Genomic DNA, 16,401 nt, shown 5'->3' on the forward strand with positions numbered 1-16,401 from the left:
CCCAGATATCTCCCGCCGCAAGAACGTGTGTGACCGCTGTCGAACCTAGCTAGACCGGTGGCTTGCACAGTCGGCACACTATCGTCGCTATTTGCTCCATCGGTATCAGCGGTTCACTGTTCGATTTCGAGTGGGGCGGTTTCGAATGCCCCTTCGTCAGCCTCGGCGTCGTACTGCTCAATAGCTGCCCGAACGAGTTCGAAGACGCCTTTCTGGCTCCATCGTGCGGTGTTCAGATGCAGATCGTAGAACGCTAAGTCATCGACATCAACTTCGTAGTATGACTGGTAGCGGCCGGCTTCGCCAACCTCCCGGACGCCCATCTCGGCCTTGGTCTCCGCTCGGTTCTCGACACGCTCCTTGCGCACTTCCTCGGGGGCATCGAGGTAGATCCGCAGGTCAGCACGGTCACCGGCGATTCGTCCGGCGAGGCGGGATTCGAGAATGAACGGCTTGTTCGCCATGCCCCACTCCTCGGCGATCTCACGGAGACGCCGGTCAAGCGCCCGATCAATCTCGTCTGACTCCTGTGCCGCTGCACTCAGTTGCGTGAGCGTCATGTCCCGGTTCTCGGCGATTTCCCGGAAGATGTCCCCACCCGAGACGTAGGGACAGTCCATCGACTCTGACAGGCGGTTACACAGTGTTGTCGCACCACAGCCGGGCGGGCCCGAGACTGTGATGAAGAGGTTCGTATCGATCAACGGAATCTCGGTGGCTGTCTCGTTCATACGGATCAAACGGTATTCGATTAAAAAGAAGCCGTGGTTCGATAGCGAGTGAATCGCCACGGGCCACCAGTTACGCTGCGTCGTCCAGACAGTCTCATGGACTGCACTACTCACTGCTGTTCGGAGCAAAACAGTTGGGATAGGATTTGAACCGGAGCAAGACGGTCGCACTCACTGCGTTCATGCGCTGCGACTTGCAGGGCTCAAATCCTAGTTGACGTATTTGCCGCTCACGAGTTGTTCGTGGCAAAATACGGTGGGGCTGGGATTTGAACCGAGCCGAGACAGTCCTGCTCGCGTCGCTGTGCAGGCTGTGACTCGTCGGCTTCAAATCGCCAGCGTACACACGTTGCTCCTCGCGAATATGCTCGGAGCAAAACGGTGGGGCTGGGATTTGAACCCAGGAATCCGTGAGGATACCTGCTTTCAAGGCAGGCGCAATAGGCCGCTCTGCCACCCCACCGCAATCGGGCATACTGTGTGGGCCTTCTAAGACCTGTCGGTCTCTCGGACCACGGTCGGCGCGCCGTCGTCGATGACACGCACGCCGAGATCATCAAGGAATGCCGTCGTCCGTTGTGGCACGACCCGGCCCGCCCGATTCCGAGCACGGAGAAGCGGAACCACGGTCTTGAGATCTGCGCGTGTTTCAAGCACCGGATTCGACGGGAGAAAGTCCACGTCGAGGCCGGCATCCGCGGCACGCTCGCCGAGGGTTTCGACGGTCGGGATCGCGTAGCTGTCCTCGAAATCTATCGGGTCGCCGAAGCCGGCGTAGTAGACGCGACCGCCGTCAGCAGGGCCAAGGACCACGCCGCTGGACCGGAGTTTCATCGCTGCGCTGTCGATGAGCTGGCGGTTCAACAGCACGGCAGTCGGTTCGACAGCGGCAACAGTCGCTACGTCTTCCCTGTCGAGGAGATGGGTAACGGTGTTGCCGACGCGGCCGGCGAACGTCGACCCGACCTGCACCTCGAACCGGGCGTTGCTCGGCGAATCGAGGGCGTCCATCACCGGTTCCCGAACCGCGGCTTCGGGATCTACGCCGTCCGGGACCTGCTCCGACGGGCGGTAGTTCACCAGCAACTCGGCCCCGCTGGACTCCACCGCGCGACAGACATCGAGCAGCATCGCTTCGTACAGCTCGGCAGCCTCGTCGTCATCCAAGAGGTCGCCTGCGAGGTCCTGTAACACGAACCCCGAAACCGGCGGATCCGCCAGCACAGTTACCGTAGTCATACTCACCACTCGGCCCGACGGTGGTTAGTCGCTTGCGTTCCGACCCAACGACCGAACAGTTATAAGATGTGAGTAATACTTGATAACTAAGAAGAAACTACATGGAATCAGCCCAGACCTACAGATGCGACGGATGTGGGTCGGAGTATCGAGTCCTCGGCGATCCACAGCCGAAAGTCGTCTGCCGGAACTGTGACCGAGAGGCTACGCTGTGCGGGACGGCGGCGGCCCAGCGAGCGTACCACGTCGGCTACACGCGGTATCGGGAGGCACGACGGCAACTCTCGGACGCGCTCTCGACAGTCGAAGATGGGGAGATGACGCTCGCCCGCGGGAGTTTCGACAACGCGGCGACCGACTTCGAAGCGAGCGTCGAGGAGTTCACGACGGCAGTCCGTGAAGCCGAGGACGATACACTGGCCGACCAGGCGGAACAGGCGCGCAAGAAGGCGACCTGTCTCTGGCAGGCCGCCGAGTGGCTCAGTGGCATGACCTTCGCCAGCGAGCAGGGGGAGACTGACCAGGCGACGACGTATCGCCAGGACGCCGAAAACAGATTACAGGCCGCCAGAGAGTACGGAACGGTGCCGCGCCCGGACGAAGTGCTTCAGACCGCTGAGGTCGAAATCCAGTCTGAGGCCTGACTACCGACCGCGGCGACCCTTCGTCTGTCGGTAGTCCTGTCCGAGCGTCTCGCTGAAGTGGTCCAGGAACGCCGTTCGTTCCTCGTCGGTCTGTTCGGCCGGTGGAATCATCGGGAGAATTTCGAATCCGCGACCCCGAATCGTCGTCGCGTGTCGCTCCTCGATATCCAGTTCGTCCTCGCTCATCGTCGTGTACTCGAAGGCCAGTTCCTCGAGTGGGCGCTGCCCGACCGGCAGCAGGATTTCGGGGTTAATCATCCGTATCTCGCTGTTGAGATACGGCTCGCAGTTGATAACCTCCTCGTCGGTCGCCACCCTGTCGGGATGGCGACAGCGGGTCACGTAGGTCAGGAAAGTGTTCTCCAGCTGCGGTCGCTCTGCGTCCGGGTCCGCGCACATGTCGACCGCGGCGAGGATGTCGAGCAGTTCGCGCTCCTGGTCGCCGGTGAAGGGGATGCCGGACGCATCGGAACCAGCCGCGGGCGAGTTGCCGAGGACGATGAACTCAGCGCCCACGTCGCCGTAACCGTGGACGACGTTCTCGCGCGTCTCACACAGCGCGGGACAGTTCTGGCACGCCTCGTCCATCCCGAACGGGTTCGACCTGGACTCCTGTTCGGCGTCCATCTTACTCCTCGTCGACGGTCTTTGCGTGGGTATCCGCGTCCTCGGGGTCGTTCTGCGGGCTGGACGGGTGGTAGTCTGTATTGTACTCGCCCGGCCGGTCGTCGAGCCGGTCTGGGTTGATGCGGCCGCCAAGCAGCATGAAATCCAGAACCGTGCAGGCCAGCATGGCCTCGACGACCGGGACCGCTCGCGGCGGCAGCACCGGGTCGTGGCGGCCGGTGACGGTAATCTCCTTCTCCTCGCGGGTCTCCCAGTCGACCGTCTTCTGGGTTTTGGGTATCGAGACGGGTGCGTGCCAAGAGACTTCCCCGTAGATGGGTTGGCCGGTCGTGATACCGCCCTGAATGCCGCCGTGGTCGTTGCCCACGGGCGTCGGGTGGCCGTCCTCGTCGAACTCCCAGTTCTCGGTGTACTCGCTGCCCTTGGTCGTCCGGGCTTCGCGGCCAATGCCGTACTCGAAGTCGTTGACGGCCGGGATGGAGTACATCGCCTGGCCGAGCCGGGACGGGAAGCTATCGAACCGCGGCGCGCCGAGACCCGACGGGACGCCGCGACACTCGAAGTAAATCGCGCCGCCGATGGAGTCGCCTTCCGTCTGGTGCTGGTCGGCCACCTCGCGCATCTCCTCGGCGGCCTCGGGGTCGGCACAGCGGACCTCGTTTTCCTCGCTGTGTTCGAGCATGTCCTCGAAAGTGACCGGTCCCGACTCGACATCGCCGATCTGGCAGACGTGGGCTTTGATCTGGATATCGTAGTCGGACTGTTCAAGAACCTGTTTGGCGACACCGCCGGCGGCGACCCAGTTCACTGTCTCGCGGGCGGAGGAGCGGCCACCGCCGCCCCAGTTCCGGGTCCCGAACTTCGCAGAGTAGGTGTAGTCCCCGTGGGACGGTCGCGGAGCCGTGATGAACGGCTCGTACTTGCCCGAGCGGGCATCCTTGTTCTGGATGACCATCCCGATCGGCGTCCCTGTGGTGTAGCCGTCCTGAATCCCGGAGTTGATCGATACCTTATCGGGTTCGCCCCGGGAAGTGGTAATCATCGACTGGCCGGGTTTGCGCCGGTCAAGGTCTTTCTGTATCTCCTCCTCGGAGAGTTCGACGCCCGCTGGAACGCCGGAGACGGTACAGCCCATCGCCTCCCCGTGAGACTCGCCGTAGGTCGTCATGCGGAACAGACGACCGAACTCGTTGCCGTTCATTACAGTGGTGTCGGGGGCGGGGGCATTTGAACCTTGTAGATGTGGCTGATCCCAATCCCGGCTACTGGCGGCGATAGCGTCGGTGTTGCCGCCGTCCTACCGGTCGACAGCAGCGCCGAGTGACTCCAGCACGTCGAAGAAGTTCGGGAAGGACACGTCGACGTGTTCCGCGCCGGCCACCGTCGTCTCGCCGTCGGCGACCAGACCCGCGACGGCCAGCGACATGATGATGCGGTGGTCCGCACGGCCCTCGACGGTCGTCCCGACGAGGTCGCTGTCTTCGCCGTAGACGATGAGTTCGTCCTGTTTCTCCTCGACCTCTGCGCCCATCTTGGTGAGTTCTTCCGCCATCGCGCTCACGCGGTCGGTCTCCTTGTACCGGACGTGTTCGGCGTCGGTAATCCGCGTGACGCCGTCGGCGGCCGCTCCCAGTGTGGCGATGGTCGGCAGGAGGTCCGGCGTGTCCTCGACGCCGACCTCGATACCCGTCAGCGCGGACTGCGAGACAGCAATCTCCCCGCTTTCCTCGTTCCAGTCGAGGTCGGCCCCCATCCGGTCGAGAATATCGACGATTGCGGCGTCGCCTTGGGCGCTGGGGAACGCCGACGTGACGCGCAGGCCGTCTTCGGCGGCGAGCGCACCCGCGGCGAGCAGGTAACTCATCGACGAGAAGTCCCCGGGGACGTTGTAGTCGCCGCCTTCGGGCGCGTAGGACTGGCCGCCGTCGACAGTGAATCCGGCGTCGGTCTTCTCGGCCTCAACGCCGAAGTCGTCCAGCACTTCCAGCGTGATGTCGACGTACGGCGAGGACTTCAGTTCGGTCGTCAGGTCGATGTCGATGCCCGCCGGCGAGACGGCTCCGGCCATCAGCAGTGCGGTGATGTACTGCGAGGACACGTCCCCCGGAATTTCGACTGCACCGCCGTCGACGCCGCCACCAACCACGAGCGGGGCCTGCCCGTTCCGGCGGGTCGACTCGGCGTCGCCGTCCAGTTGGTCGATGGCATCGAGCAGCGGTCCCTGCGGGCGCGACCGGAGGGATTCGTCACCAGTGAGCACCGTGAGGTTGTCCTGCAGCGCTGCGGTGGCGGTGACCAGTCGCATCGTCGTCCCGCTGTTGGCACAGTCGATGATGTCATCGGGGGTGTCCGGCAGGCCGTCGAAGCCCGTCACCTCGGCCGTCGAACCGTCCTCGGCCAGCGAGACGCTGCCGCCGTAGGCCTCGACTGCTCGCATCGTCGCCTTTGTGTCCGCGCTCACGAGCGGATCACGGACGACTGCGCCGTCGGCGTAGCCCGCGGCCAGCACCGCCCGGTGCGTGTAGCTCTTCGAGGGTGGGGCTTGTGCTGTCCCCTCAACTGTCGACTCCGCGATAGTGATGTCCATGCCCGGTCGGTAGCGGGCGTTCGACAAGAGGCTACCGCTCTCGGGGACTCGCCCGCTGCCAGCGTTGGGAACAACGACCTTGTGGCTGGCAGTGGTACCGCCGCTATGGCCTCAGGGATGGACAGTGCGACGGCTGTCGTCACGGGCGCGAGCAGAGGCATCGGCGAGCAGATAGCCCACGCGGTGGCGGAGGCGGGCGCACATACGGTCATCTGCGCCCGCGACACCGAGGCGCTGGATGCGGTCGCGGCCGACATTCGGGACGCGGGCGGCTCCGTGACCGCGGTTCGGGCCGACGTGCGCGACGAGTTCGATGTGGAACGACTGGTCGAAACCGCCACACGCGAGGGCGACGGCGCGATACAGTATATCGTCGCCAACGCCGGGGTCTACCACGGAACCGCCGGCGAGACACCGCTGACTGAGGAGTCCTACGCCGCCTTTGACGACCACCTCCGGACGAACGCTCGCGGCGTGTTCTCGACGATTCGCGAAGCCCTGCCACACCTCGAATCGGCGGCCCGCATCGTCGTCCCGACGGGCGCTGTCGCCCGCAAGGGGATGCCCGGATACGGCTCCTACGCCGTCTCGAAGGCCGCCGCGGAGGCCGTCGCCCGCGGGTTCGCGGCGGAACTCGATTTCCCGGTCGGTGCGGTCGACCCCGGACGGGTCGCGACGGACCTCTCCGGCGACGGCGGCCGCGACCCCGAAACGGTCGCCGAGATGGTGCTGTGGGCGCTCCGGGACGTGGACCCGTCGGCGCTGGACGGCGCGGTCCTCGACTGGGGAGACTATCGGTCTGCGACACAGTGACCGCCACCGATGGGTTTATTGGCAACAGACAGGTGTTAGTAACCAATGAATATTAACCTGGAACGGATGTTTAATAACACTGGCCGGGTATCACCGGTCGGTATTGCGAGCGTGGTCGGTCTGCTGCTCCTCTCGGGCCTCGCGGTCACGGGCGACGCGCCGAAGGTCCTGGTCATCTCCTGGGTCGCCTTTATGGCGATGGGGTTGGGTGCGTGGCTCGGTGCGCGGGCAGACGAGACGAACCCGTACCGACTGGTCTGGGGCTACGGGCTCGCAAGCGGGGCGATGGTCACGTCGGCGGCCATGTTCCTCGTCCCGCAGGCGATGGGCCTGGGCGGTCAGGCGGGCACGGCACGCATCGGCGGTGTCGGCATCGCGGCGGGGATCGTCATCGGGTACGGAACCCACACTATCGGCCACCGGCTGACTCACGTCGAGACTGCCTTCGACATGACAACGCTCGCCATCGCCGCCCACGCGCTCTCGGCCGGGCTGGTCATCGGCCTGGTCTACGCCTCGATGCCCGAACTGGGTATCCTGCTTGGACTCGCCATCATCTCGCACAAGGGACCGGCTGGCTACGCCGCCGCCCGGCGACTCGGACGCAACGGCAAGTCCGCGACCGCACTGTTGCTCCCCGCGGCCGGCGTCGGCCTGACGGCGATCCCCTCGGCACTGCTCCCGGTTCCGGAATCCGCCCTGCTCAACGCGCTCATCTTCGGGTTTGCAGCCGGTATCTTTCTCCACGTCGCGATGGACTTCCTGCCGAATTGCGAGGCCGGAAGCGAGATCGACGAAGTCTGTGAACTCCACGACCACTCCCACGACCTGCTTGATGAACTCCGAACGCACGCCGTCGCCTCGACAGTCGTCGGCGCTGCCGCTATTGTGCTGGCGTGGGTCGCTATCTAAGTACCAGTACCCCAGCAACTGTTCCGCCAGAATCGGCACGAACGTCCGCAATCCACCTTTTTCCCGTCGGGTGTGTCCCTGGGGTCGCACACCACTCGGCAAAAACGTGGGCGAAAAAACGATCACTCGCTCCGCTCGTGGTCGTCCTATTCCTCGTCCATCAACTGCTCCGCCAGAATCGGCACAAAGGTCCCAATGTCGGTGACCATCCCGACCGCCTGCGCGGAGCCGCGGTCGAGGAGCTGCGTGACGGTGGCGGGGTTGATGTCGACACAGACCACTCGGGTCGTCGAGGGGAGGCAGTTCCCGACAGCGACGGAGTGCAACAGCGTCGAGAGCATCAACACCATGTCGGCCTCGTGGGCCTGCTCGCGGATGGCGTTCTGGGCCTCGACGGCGTCGGTGATGGTGTCCGGGAGCGGGCCGTCGTCGCGGATCGAGCCCGCGAGGACGAAGGGCCGGTCGTTGTCGACGCACTCGTACATGACGCCCGACTCGATAGTCCCGGACTCGACGGCGGCTTCGATGCCGCCCTCGCGGATGACCTCACTGATGGCGTAGATGTGGTGTTTGTGGCCGTGGCGTGGGTGGTCCAGGCTCTCAGTATCCATCCCGAGCGACGTGCCGTAGATGTCCCGCTCAATGTCGTGGACGGCGAAGCCGTTGCCGGCCGAGAGCATGTCGACGTACCCCTCGCGGACGAGGCGCGCGAGGTCCTCGCGCGCGCCGGAGTGGATGAGTGCCGGGCCACAGACTGCCATCACCTTGCCACCCTCTTTTTTCGTCTCCTTGATCGCGTTCGCGATCTTGCGGATGGTCGACTCCGAGGGGCGTTCCGATGAGACGCCGCCCTGCATGAAGCCGAACGCGCCGCCGGAGTCGCGAGGTCGTTCCGGTGGCTGGACCTTGATGCCGGTCTCATCGGTGACGACCATGTCACCCTCCTCGATGGCGTTCAGTACCTTCGTTTTCGCTGTCGGATCGTCGCCGTCTTCCACGACGACCGCACAGTCCATTTCCATGTCTTCGACCTCGACCCACTCGCCGTCGTGGCGGATGAACGTCGGGTGATTCGTCGTCGAGTAAAAGCCATGTGGGACGACCTGGTCGTCGGGCGCGGGAACGAGCGTGGCGTCTTTCGGGTCCGAGGGGTTGACCCCATGCTGGTGGAGTTCGTGGACGATCGACTGTAGCGTGTCCATGTCGTCGGCTTCGACGAGCAATCGGGCGTAGGATTCCTCGTCCTTGTGACGGCCGATATCGAACTCTTCGACGGAGAAGGAGCCGCCCATGTCCATGATGATGCCGAAACAGGACTGCATCATCCCGGAGTCGATGATGTGGCCCTCTAGCTCGACTTCGCGAGAGACGGTCATGGCGGAGACATGGAGGCAGGTGTGTAAGACGGTTTTGGGTCCGCATTGAGCCAACCCGGGTCGGACCCGCGATGTTTTTAGATGGCACGCGTACGAGAACAATGTATGCGACGACTGGTCCTCGCCGTCTGCATCGCTGCCCTCCTCGCTGGCTGCGGGACGTTCGTGGATGATAGCCCGCCGCCGAGTGACGAGCGGGCCGTTGTGGCCATTGAGGAGGCGAATACTTCGGTCGCTGCTGTCGAATCGTACCGGTTCGAGATGGAGATGCACGTGGCCGCGTCGGACGGTGACCGATCACAGACCGTCCGCGTTGACGGCGGCGGAGCGGTAAACGTCTCCACAAAGCGGATGCAAGCGACGACACGGTCCCAGGACCAAACAGTCGACTCCTACGTCGACGGGTACAAAGCGTACCAGGAATGTCAGGACCCGTGGGGCGGGTACGGTGTCGAGAACGTTTCGCGCTCCGAACCGTGGGCGACTGCGACGCCGCTTCATCGACAGCTACTGCTGTTTGAACGCTCGAACGTGTACTGGAAGGGGAACGAGACGCTCGACGGCAACCAGACCGTTCTCGTCACCGCATCCCCGAGTACCGAAACCCTGCAGTCGATCATGGACCGTCGCCAGGGCAGTACCGTCGATCTAAACCCTGGGTCGCTTGAGAATGCGACGGCTCGGTTGTGGCTCGATCCGGAGACGAACCGACCGGTCCAGTCGGAACTCCGGCTCAAAATCTCACAGCGTGGCGCGACTGCGACTGCGACGATCACGCTCCACTACACTGAGTACGGCGAGCCGGTCTCTGTCTCTGTTCCGTCGGATATCCACGACAACCAATACGAACTCGGCTGTCCCGGTTCCGACTGATAGTGATTATTTAGATTATCTCCGGATAGCGCCGCCCCCGGGGTCGGCGCATACCGGTAAATCGCTGCAATAAGCACTATGAAACGGTTCGAAAGCGACGGAGAACGGGTACAGCTGCGTTCCGACGGATTGCTCAGTCAGCCCACTCCTCGTACACGTCCCGTCCGACGACGCCGAGGCCGACGAGCGTGATGAGGTTGAGGAGGAAGCCACCCACGACCGGAATCGCGAAGAGGACGGCCAGCAACAGGCCGCCGGCGACACCATCGGTGGCGCTGACGGTTCCGTCGTCGCCGATCACCGAGTTCCCGATCCAGACAGCTGTAACGCCGTTGCCGACGATACCGAGCACGACGAGGAGGAGCAGTCCGGGGATGGAGATCAGCGCGCCGATAATTGTGAATGTGAGCAGGATCAGTCCGATTGGGAGCAGGATCCCGACCAGAATCCCCCAGCTGATGGCAGCGGCGGGGTCGTCCTGAATCTCTCGGACGGCGTTGGTCGTGTACTTCGGGCCGAGTCCGGCAGCAGCGGCGCCCAAAATTGCGAAAATGACGAATCCGACGCCGAAGCGGAGCACGATTTCGAGGCCCGGACCGATGCCACTACCCGGGGCTGTGGACTGTGCTGTTGCGACCCTGGAGAGTCCGAGTACAGCGACGAGACTCCCGAGGCTACTGACGGCTTGCTTGGAGGGCATTGTAGCGTTAGTCCAGTTTTAACTGCGTTTGTAAACTTTTTCTGGGTGTTCAGAACGAGACATGAGTGCAAACACGTGTCTTCTGGCTCCGAATATTCTCTCTGTTCTCAATTCGGGGAGACACCTCAATTGAGAGTTACCGGAATCCTGACAAAATGGTGACAACTCTTCTTCTGAAAAGGACACTCCAGCGTAAGTTCTACAATGAGCGACGCTGGCTGTTTCGATCTGGCGGGACCACTACGAAAACGTCTCAGTCCAGCAGTCCGATCCGATCCGCAGTAAAGCCAAACACGTCCTCGTAGCCGTTGGCTGAAAGCAGGATCGGGTGGAACGGCTCCTCCGCGACGACCGTTTCGTCGTCGGCCGCTGCAACAGGGTCGCCTTCGGGCACCTGCTCGAAGTTCCGGACGAACACCTCGTACTGGTCGGCCGCCGCCTTCGGAATCGGTTCGCCGAGCTGAAACACCGGCAGTGGGTCGTCCCGTTGCAGGGGTGGCCCGGCGGTCACGCCGGTCGCGGCGAGGAACTCGCGGATGACTTTTTCGGCGTTTTCGGCCGCTTCAGCCGACCCCTGATAGCCACACTCGACTTCGACGACAGAGTCCACCGTCGCGAACAATCGGCCCTCGTTTGCCCCCTTCGTCTGTACGACGGCGTCGACGGAGAGGGCGCTACAGAGTTCCTCCATTTCCGATGTGAGGTCGTCGACGAGGGCGAACAGCCCCTCGTAGGACTGCGTCGAATGCAGCGAGAGCACGGTACAGTCCTGCAGCTCTGCAGCGAGTTCCACGGCTAGACGCGTCTCGTGGGACTCGCTGTCGGCGTCGCCGGGGAACGACCGGTTGAGGTCAGTATCGAGATACCGCTGGTTCGCTTCGAGCGCGGCTTCGTTCGCGATGATGAATTTGACCGGGGTGTTGACTTCGGGCGGATCGGCGAGAACGGCTTCGATACCGTCCCGTCCGCACGGTTCGTCGCCGTGGATGCTCCCCACGACAGCCACCTCAGGAACCCGGTCTCCCAGTTGCTCGATTCGCATCTATGCGTCCTAACGCCCCCAGCCTTTAGAATTGCCCGGATTCGGTCAGTGTTCGAGCGACTCTGCGAACTCGATGTCCTCCGGGCGACATGTGGGGTACTCGCCGTCAAGGCGAATCTGCCAGCCGTGCAGTGCTGTCGGATCCGATAGCGCGTTCGTGACCGTTGTCCGCACATCAAGCAAGTCGACGCCGTAGTAGTCGTTGGGGACGCCACGGAAGTACTGCAGCGACGTTCGGAACAGCGACCGCATTCCGTCGTCGTCCTCGAAGTCGAAGTGCTTGTACGCGCCGGCGGCGACCTGTACCATCCCGTGGAGGAATTTGCTCTCCGTGTTCCCACGGCCGTAGTTGTACCACTCGTCCTCGAAGCAGTCGTGTGACTCGTGGAACTCACCGGAGTTGTAGAGGCGGACACCGTGGACGACGGCCCGCCTGAGCGTCTCGTGTTCCCACTGCCCGTCGGCTCGCCAGCCCGACGGGTTCCCGTCGGGGGGCTCGACGGTGGGGTCTCGCGTGTGGTCGTCCATGCCAACGCTACTGTCTCGCAGGGGGTCAAACCACCGGTTCTGTCGGCTATCGACCCACTGGCTCCGAGTCGCTTCCGTACGACATTTATACTGCACTGCCATGTGTACCGTAATGCACTACGCGTGCGAGGGTAGCCAAGCCAGGAAACGGCGGCGGACTCAAGATCCGCTCCCGTAGGGGTCCAAGGGTTCAAATCCCTTCCCTCGCACTGTTGGACCGACACGGTCCCTCGCAAACAGCGAGCGGCCATCGTCACGGTCGCGAGCACTCCATCGACCTCGGTGGAATCTCGCTGAGCCGACGATAGCCGACCGGTGCTGGAAGACTCGCACGGAGCGGTCTTCCCTCGCAATTTTCCGACCTACTGAACTAGAGATCTGTCTCCGCAATGAACTACAGCGTATTTGGTCCCACAGATACTGGATTCCGATGAGCGCGGTCCTTGTCACGAACGGCCTGAAAACCGGGCCGGTGTCACGCTGCCGAGTATTTCATAGGGGCGGTTGGAGTTCAAGTGGCGACTATCCAGTTGGTTGTTAACGTTTTGCACGAGTTATATCCACTCACGAAGTTGTGCAGTCTGTGCTTTGTACCAGGTAGCTTCAGTAACAACAGTTCTAGCTGTTGCCTACAGCTAATAACATACCATCTAAACTGTTATTATAATAGTTGGTTACGTCTTATCTACAGATACTTATACTAATACCTCAATTAAAAAGTATCCGTCATTTCCAACCCCGTTTGTATATAATGGCGGGTTTGAGTCCGTCTGACACTACTTTAGATATTATCCCTGCACAAGAAATATACCACAGGCTTCTGTAATGTTTCAGTAATGGTAAAAACTCCAATACTAAAACCGGCTGTCATCTTCGTGATGGCAGTTGCGTTAGTACTGGCTAGTCCGTTAGCAGTGTCGTCCACTGCTGGTGCAACCCCAGTTGCTGAGAGCCAATCGATTTCGGTGTCGGACAACATCAGCGTGTGGGAGCGGTCGCCGCTCACGCTTCGAACCACCTCCGAGGGACCGACGACGATAGTGGCACCGCAGACGTTCATCAACGTCGAGTCGGCCGCAACCGGCGACCTTCCGCTCAATAAACGCACCGTGACGATCCACGAGCGCAACGAACCGATCAACATGTCCTTCGAACCGAGAGTCGGTGCCGGAACACGGTCACTCGCCGGCGATGAGGCACAACTGCTTGCCGTCAAGCTAGACCGGGCACCGACTACCGGTGGGGCAAACGTCAGCAACGTTTCCCCCGGTGACATCCTCGCAAACAATTCGGATATCACGTCGGAGGAGCTACTCGATGACGCCGAGGGCGTCGGAACAATAAACGAGGACGGTGAACTGCACGCGTCCTACACCCCCGAGTCGGGTGGCGTGTACGGCTTCGTCCTGGTGACTGTCGACGACGGTGCGGGACTGTCGGTTTCGGATGGCAACGTCTCCGTCGACGGGGACGTGACTGTCGTCGGCGTCGAACAGGCTGTGGTGCAGGATAACGCCTCGACCGCTGCGCGGACGCAGAACCCGGTCAACCCCGGCGATAACGTCACGCTGGATATCGACACCGAAATGGAAAACGAGTCTGTCGTCCATGCAGTCATGCTGGTCCGACAGGGCGAACTCCAGCGGCAGTCGAGTACGGTGACCGTGTCGGGCGACCTGAACGAGAACTTCTCGTCGGACCAGATATCCGTCGAGAACTCCTTCGATGGCGTCAGTGGCGTTGCGACGGTCGGGAACGACACGGGAGTCGCAGGTATCAACCTCTCGGAGAACCAGTCGATACCCCCGCTCGGGGTGCAGGGACTGTTCGGCATGGTGATTACCGACGCCGAATCGGACACTGATGGCGACGTTATCCATGCCTCCGCGACGGTTGTAGAAGACGATCCCGATGCTAGCGTGACGGTTCAAACGCTGGACTCCTGGCCAAACGGTGCGTACCAGTACGTCCACGTCGCAGTCGGCACCGAGTCCGGGACCATCAACTCGGATACCGGAACGGTGGCACTGAGTCCGGGTGGCGGACCTGACAACGGTGGCGGGCCTGGCAACAGTCCGGGCAACGGCGGCGGTCCCCCGGACAACGCTGGCGGACCGGATACTGACGACGACGAGGACGAGTAACTAGCCGAGAGCGCCCGTTCAGCGGTTTCGGTGTATTAAACAACTGCTCCACTGCGGCACCACATCCTGCAGATTCGGATTGGTGCCGCCGCCTTACTTTATATATAAATGACACTAAAAGTGACTACGCCGGGGTTCGTCTACTCCCACATGTATATTATTTCCTACAATTCTCAACAGTGTTAGTTGGGACTGGAACTGAAGCACATGTCGAAATTCGAACCGTGAAATCCCCGGACAGAGTAGCCGTGTTTTATCGGTTCCGTGTGCTACTGCGTACCGCCCAATGTCACTGCATAAGAATTAAACCGGACCCCTCCGAAAAAATTCAGTAATGTGTAAAACAACAATAAGAAAACACGCTGTAATTTGTGCGATTACAGCGATGCTGGTGTTAGCCGCCCCCCTGTCGATAACATCGGTGGCGGCGACGCCAATCGATGACGGACAAACGGCGTCGATAACGGACAACGTGGATGTTTGGGAGCGGTCACTGCTCCCGCTGCGGACAACCTCCGAAGGGCCAACGACGATAGCAGCGCCACAGACGTACATCAACATCGAGTCCGCCCAGACCGGTGACGTTCCTCTCAACAGAGACCAGTACACGATTCACGAGGCGGGCGAATCGGTCGATCTCGCGTTCGAATCGACCACCGGCGCTGGGACTTCGGCGGTCGCTGGTGACGAGGCACAACTACTCGCAGTGAAGCTCTCTGAGGGACCAGAGGCCGCTGGATTCAGTGAGGGAAGCGTCAGAACCGAACTGTCTAGTATCTTCACGAACGACTCCAGTGCCAACTCAGTTGAACTGCTAGACGATGCGGAAGGCGTCGGTTCGATTGATGACAATGGTGCGCTCGAAACCACCTATACGCCTGACTCGGGTGGAGCGTACGGTTTCATCCTGGTCACTGTCGATGATGGAGAGGGCCTGTCTGTTTCCGATACCAACGTCTCCGCTGACGGGAACGTGACTGTCGTCGGTGTCGAACAGACGCTCGTTCAGGAAAGCCCATCAACTGTCGAAGCAACCGCTGACAACGTTACCGCCGGCGACAATGTGACGCTCGATGTCGAAACCGAACTAGACGACGACGCCGCTACGCACGCGGTGCTGGTGTTCAACGGTGACGAACTGCAACAGCAGACGAGTACTGTCCGGGTGACTGGTCCCGTTAACGAGGATCTCTCCGAGGACCAGATCACCGTCGAGAACTCCTTCGACGGCGTCAACGGTGTGTCGACGACCGGTAACGACGCTTCCTTCTTCGGTGGGGAGTCTTCAGTGATAGGCGCGATGCCTTCAGCGGGACTGCTCGGCCTGTTCGGGTTCGTCCTCTCCGAGGCATCACCCGGCACGACCGGCGACAACGTGATGCATGCATCGGCGACGACGGTGTCTGATAGCCCCGACACCACTATGTCCGTCGAAACGGTCGATTCCTGGCCAAACGGGACGTACACGTACGTTCACATCGCTGTCGGCGAAGACTCCAACGAGATCAACTCCGACACCGGAACGATTTGGCTGACTCAGTCAAACGAGACCGATTCAGGCGACGATTCCGATGGTAGCAGTGACAGCGACGATGAGAGTGGTGATAACGGCGATAGCAACACCGGCGGTAGCGATGATGGCGACAACGGTGACGACGATGATGGGAGTAGTAATAACGGCGACAGCAACAACAGCGGCGACAGTAACAACGGAGACAGCGGTGACGGAAGCAGTGACAACGGCGATAGCGACGACAACGCAACGGAGGACGACACTGAGGGCGAAACGACGACTGGAACGGACGACGAGACTGTCACGGACGACGGCACTGACACTGCCGAAACTGAAGACGGAAACACGCCGACGGAAGCCGCTACGACCGCAGGTGGTGGGGCACAGCAACCCGATGAAGCCGCGACCGAAACGCAGGATTCAGTCGAATCCACGAGTTCGAGTGGACCCGGCTTCACGGTACTCGTGACGGTCCTAGCGCTGCTAGGTGCTGGATTCCTAGCACGCCGCGACTGAGACACACGCATCGTTTCTGGAGTAGTTGGCTTGTTTTTCCCGCGATTGTGTATCCCACTCTTGTGTAGTCCCGGACTGTGTACAGTAACAGTATGTACAGTGAGATGTTGCTGAAAGGGATAATTTTACATCAGTTTGCGAACAACATTCTTACGT

The 16,401-nt window shown here is 61.6% G+C and carries 15 protein-coding genes and 2 tRNA genes; 7 read left to right on the forward strand and 10 right to left on the reverse strand.

The window, feature by feature from the left end; translation table 11 throughout:
- Nucleotides 1-113: 113 nt before the first annotated feature.
- The 3 genes from cmk to Harman_RS00195 form a co-directional block, all read right to left on the reverse strand.
- Complete coding sequence (gene cmk / locus Harman_RS00185; protein WP_137681818.1) at nucleotides 114-731, reverse strand: (d)CMP kinase; 618 nt, start codon at nucleotides 729-731, stop codon at nucleotides 114-116.
- Nucleotides 732-1,110: 379 nt separating this feature from the next.
- Nucleotides 1,111-1,194: transfer RNA gene (locus tag Harman_RS00190), tRNA-Ser, on the reverse strand.
- 26 nt (nucleotides 1,195-1,220) lie between these two features.
- Nucleotides 1,221-1,970, reverse strand: a complete 750-nt coding sequence (locus tag Harman_RS00195) for a hypothetical protein (RefSeq protein ID WP_137681819.1) — start codon at nucleotides 1,968-1,970, stop codon at nucleotides 1,221-1,223.
- Between the two features lie 101 nt (nucleotides 1,971-2,071).
- Between Harman_RS00195 and Harman_RS00200 the strand changes: the two genes are divergently transcribed.
- On the forward strand, nucleotides 2,072-2,614 hold the full coding sequence (locus Harman_RS00200) for a hypothetical protein (RefSeq protein ID WP_137681820.1): 543 nt from the start codon (nucleotides 2,072-2,074) through the stop codon (nucleotides 2,612-2,614).
- On the opposite strand, the gene Harman_RS00205 is transcribed toward Harman_RS00200, so the two are convergent.
- The 3 genes from Harman_RS00205 to aroA form a co-directional block, all read right to left on the reverse strand.
- Nucleotides 2,615-3,241 carry a uracil-DNA glycosylase gene (locus tag Harman_RS00205; protein WP_137681821.1) on the reverse strand — a complete coding sequence of 209 codons (627 nt, stop codon included), beginning with the start codon at nucleotides 3,239-3,241 and terminating at the stop codon, nucleotides 2,615-2,617.
- 1 nt (nucleotide 3,242) lies between these two features.
- Nucleotides 3,243-4,442 (reverse strand): chorismate synthase, encoded by a 1,200-nt coding sequence (aroC, locus tag Harman_RS00210; RefSeq protein WP_137681822.1) that lies wholly within the window; start codon nucleotides 4,440-4,442, stop codon nucleotides 3,243-3,245.
- Between the two features lie 96 nt (nucleotides 4,443-4,538).
- Nucleotides 4,539-5,828 carry a 3-phosphoshikimate 1-carboxyvinyltransferase gene (aroA, locus tag Harman_RS00215; RefSeq protein ID WP_137681823.1) on the reverse strand — a complete coding sequence of 430 codons (1,290 nt, stop codon included), beginning with the start codon at nucleotides 5,826-5,828 and terminating at the stop codon, nucleotides 4,539-4,541.
- A gap of 105 nt (nucleotides 5,829-5,933) precedes the next feature.
- On the opposite strand from aroA, the gene Harman_RS00220 reads away from it, so the two are divergent.
- Both Harman_RS00220 and Harman_RS00225 read left to right on the forward strand, forming a co-directional pair.
- On the forward strand, nucleotides 5,934-6,641 hold the full coding sequence (locus Harman_RS00220) for an SDR family NAD(P)-dependent oxidoreductase (RefSeq protein WP_200830800.1): 708 nt from the start codon (nucleotides 5,934-5,936) through the stop codon (nucleotides 6,639-6,641).
- Between the two features lie 45 nt (nucleotides 6,642-6,686).
- Entirely contained in the window at nucleotides 6,687-7,553 is an 867-nt protein-coding gene (locus tag Harman_RS00225) for a ZIP family metal transporter (RefSeq protein ID WP_137681825.1), read from the forward strand.
- A gap of 146 nt (nucleotides 7,554-7,699) precedes the next feature.
- Here Harman_RS00225 and Harman_RS00230 read toward each other — a convergent pair whose 3' ends face one another.
- A complete protein-coding gene (locus tag Harman_RS00230) occupies nucleotides 7,700-8,929 on the reverse strand; it encodes an ornithine cyclodeaminase (protein WP_137681826.1) in 1,230 nt (409 codons plus the stop codon).
- A gap of 105 nt (nucleotides 8,930-9,034) precedes the next feature.
- On the opposite strand from Harman_RS00230, the gene Harman_RS00235 reads away from it, so the two are divergent.
- Nucleotides 9,035-9,802, forward strand: a complete 768-nt coding sequence (locus tag Harman_RS00235) for a hypothetical protein (RefSeq protein ID WP_200830801.1) — start codon at nucleotides 9,035-9,037, stop codon at nucleotides 9,800-9,802.
- Between the two features lie 133 nt (nucleotides 9,803-9,935).
- On the opposite strand, the gene Harman_RS00240 is transcribed toward Harman_RS00235, so the two are convergent.
- The 3 genes from Harman_RS00240 to Harman_RS00250 form a co-directional block, all read right to left on the reverse strand.
- Nucleotides 9,936-10,502 carry a hypothetical protein gene (locus Harman_RS00240; protein ID WP_137681827.1) on the reverse strand — a complete coding sequence of 189 codons (567 nt, stop codon included), beginning with the start codon at nucleotides 10,500-10,502 and terminating at the stop codon, nucleotides 9,936-9,938.
- A gap of 253 nt (nucleotides 10,503-10,755) precedes the next feature.
- Nucleotides 10,756-11,544 carry a succinylglutamate desuccinylase/aspartoacylase domain-containing protein gene (locus Harman_RS00245; protein WP_137681828.1) on the reverse strand — a complete coding sequence of 263 codons (789 nt, stop codon included), beginning with the start codon at nucleotides 11,542-11,544 and terminating at the stop codon, nucleotides 10,756-10,758.
- A 45-nt stretch (nucleotides 11,545-11,589) separates the two neighbouring features.
- Nucleotides 11,590-12,072, reverse strand: coding sequence for a DUF309 domain-containing protein (locus tag Harman_RS00250; protein ID WP_137681829.1), 483 nt, complete (start codon nucleotides 12,070-12,072; stop codon nucleotides 11,590-11,592).
- A 125-nt stretch (nucleotides 12,073-12,197) separates the two neighbouring features.
- Between Harman_RS00250 and Harman_RS00255 the strand changes: the two genes are divergently transcribed.
- From Harman_RS00255 to Harman_RS00265, 3 genes are all read left to right on the forward strand, one after another.
- Nucleotides 12,198-12,281: transfer RNA gene (locus tag Harman_RS00255), tRNA-Leu, on the forward strand.
- A 669-nt stretch (nucleotides 12,282-12,950) separates the two neighbouring features.
- On the forward strand, nucleotides 12,951-14,216 hold the full coding sequence (locus Harman_RS00260; protein WP_137681830.1) for a PGF-CTERM sorting domain-containing protein: 1,266 nt from the start codon (nucleotides 12,951-12,953) through the stop codon (nucleotides 14,214-14,216).
- 385 nt (nucleotides 14,217-14,601) lie between these two features.
- Nucleotides 14,602-16,245, forward strand: a complete 1,644-nt coding sequence (locus Harman_RS00265; RefSeq protein WP_235007167.1) for a PGF-CTERM sorting domain-containing protein — start codon at nucleotides 14,602-14,604, stop codon at nucleotides 16,243-16,245.
- The last annotated feature ends 156 nt before the right edge of the window (nucleotides 16,246-16,401 follow it).

Origin of the sequence: Haloarcula mannanilytica, assembly GCF_005406125.1 — an archaeon.
Taxonomy (GTDB): domain Archaea; phylum Halobacteriota; class Halobacteria; order Halobacteriales; family Haloarculaceae; genus Haloarcula; species Haloarcula mannanilytica.

Excerpts from the sequence above, each read along its gene's own strand:
- cmk (WP_137681818.1), bottom strand. The coding sequence starts at position 731 with ATGAACGAGACAGCCACCGAGATTCCGTTGATCGATACGAACCTCTTC.
- Harman_RS00195 (WP_137681819.1), bottom strand. The coding sequence starts at position 1,970 with ATGACTACGGTAACTGTGCTGGCGGATCCGCCGGTTTCGGGGTTCGTG.
- Harman_RS00200 (WP_137681820.1), top strand. The coding sequence starts at position 2,072 with ATGGAATCAGCCCAGACCTACAGATGCGACGGATGTGGGTCGGAGTAT.
- Harman_RS00205 (WP_137681821.1), bottom strand. The coding sequence starts at position 3,241 with ATGGACGCCGAACAGGAGTCCAGGTCGAACCCGTTCGGGATGGACGAG.
- aroC (WP_137681822.1), bottom strand. The coding sequence starts at position 4,442 with ATGAACGGCAACGAGTTCGGTCGTCTGTTCCGCATGACGACCTACGGC.
- aroA (WP_137681823.1), bottom strand. The coding sequence starts at position 5,828 with ATGGACATCACTATCGCGGAGTCGACAGTTGAGGGGACAGCACAAGCC.
- Harman_RS00220 (WP_200830800.1), top strand. The coding sequence starts at position 5,934 with ATGGCCTCAGGGATGGACAGTGCGACGGCTGTCGTCACGGGCGCGAGC.
- Harman_RS00225 (WP_137681825.1), top strand. The coding sequence starts at position 6,687 with ATGAATATTAACCTGGAACGGATGTTTAATAACACTGGCCGGGTATCA.
- Harman_RS00230 (WP_137681826.1), bottom strand. The coding sequence starts at position 8,929 with ATGACCGTCTCTCGCGAAGTCGAGCTAGAGGGCCACATCATCGACTCC.
- Harman_RS00235 (WP_200830801.1), top strand. The coding sequence starts at position 9,035 with ATGCGACGACTGGTCCTCGCCGTCTGCATCGCTGCCCTCCTCGCTGGC.
- Harman_RS00240 (WP_137681827.1), bottom strand. The coding sequence starts at position 10,502 with ATGCCCTCCAAGCAAGCCGTCAGTAGCCTCGGGAGTCTCGTCGCTGTA.
- Harman_RS00245 (WP_137681828.1), bottom strand. The coding sequence starts at position 11,544 with ATGCGAATCGAGCAACTGGGAGACCGGGTTCCTGAGGTGGCTGTCGTG.
- Harman_RS00250 (WP_137681829.1), bottom strand. The coding sequence starts at position 12,072 with ATGGACGACCACACGCGAGACCCCACCGTCGAGCCCCCCGACGGGAAC.
- Harman_RS00260 (WP_137681830.1), top strand. The coding sequence starts at position 12,951 with ATGGCAGTTGCGTTAGTACTGGCTAGTCCGTTAGCAGTGTCGTCCACT.
- Harman_RS00265 (WP_235007167.1), top strand. The coding sequence starts at position 14,602 with ATGCTGGTGTTAGCCGCCCCCCTGTCGATAACATCGGTGGCGGCGACG.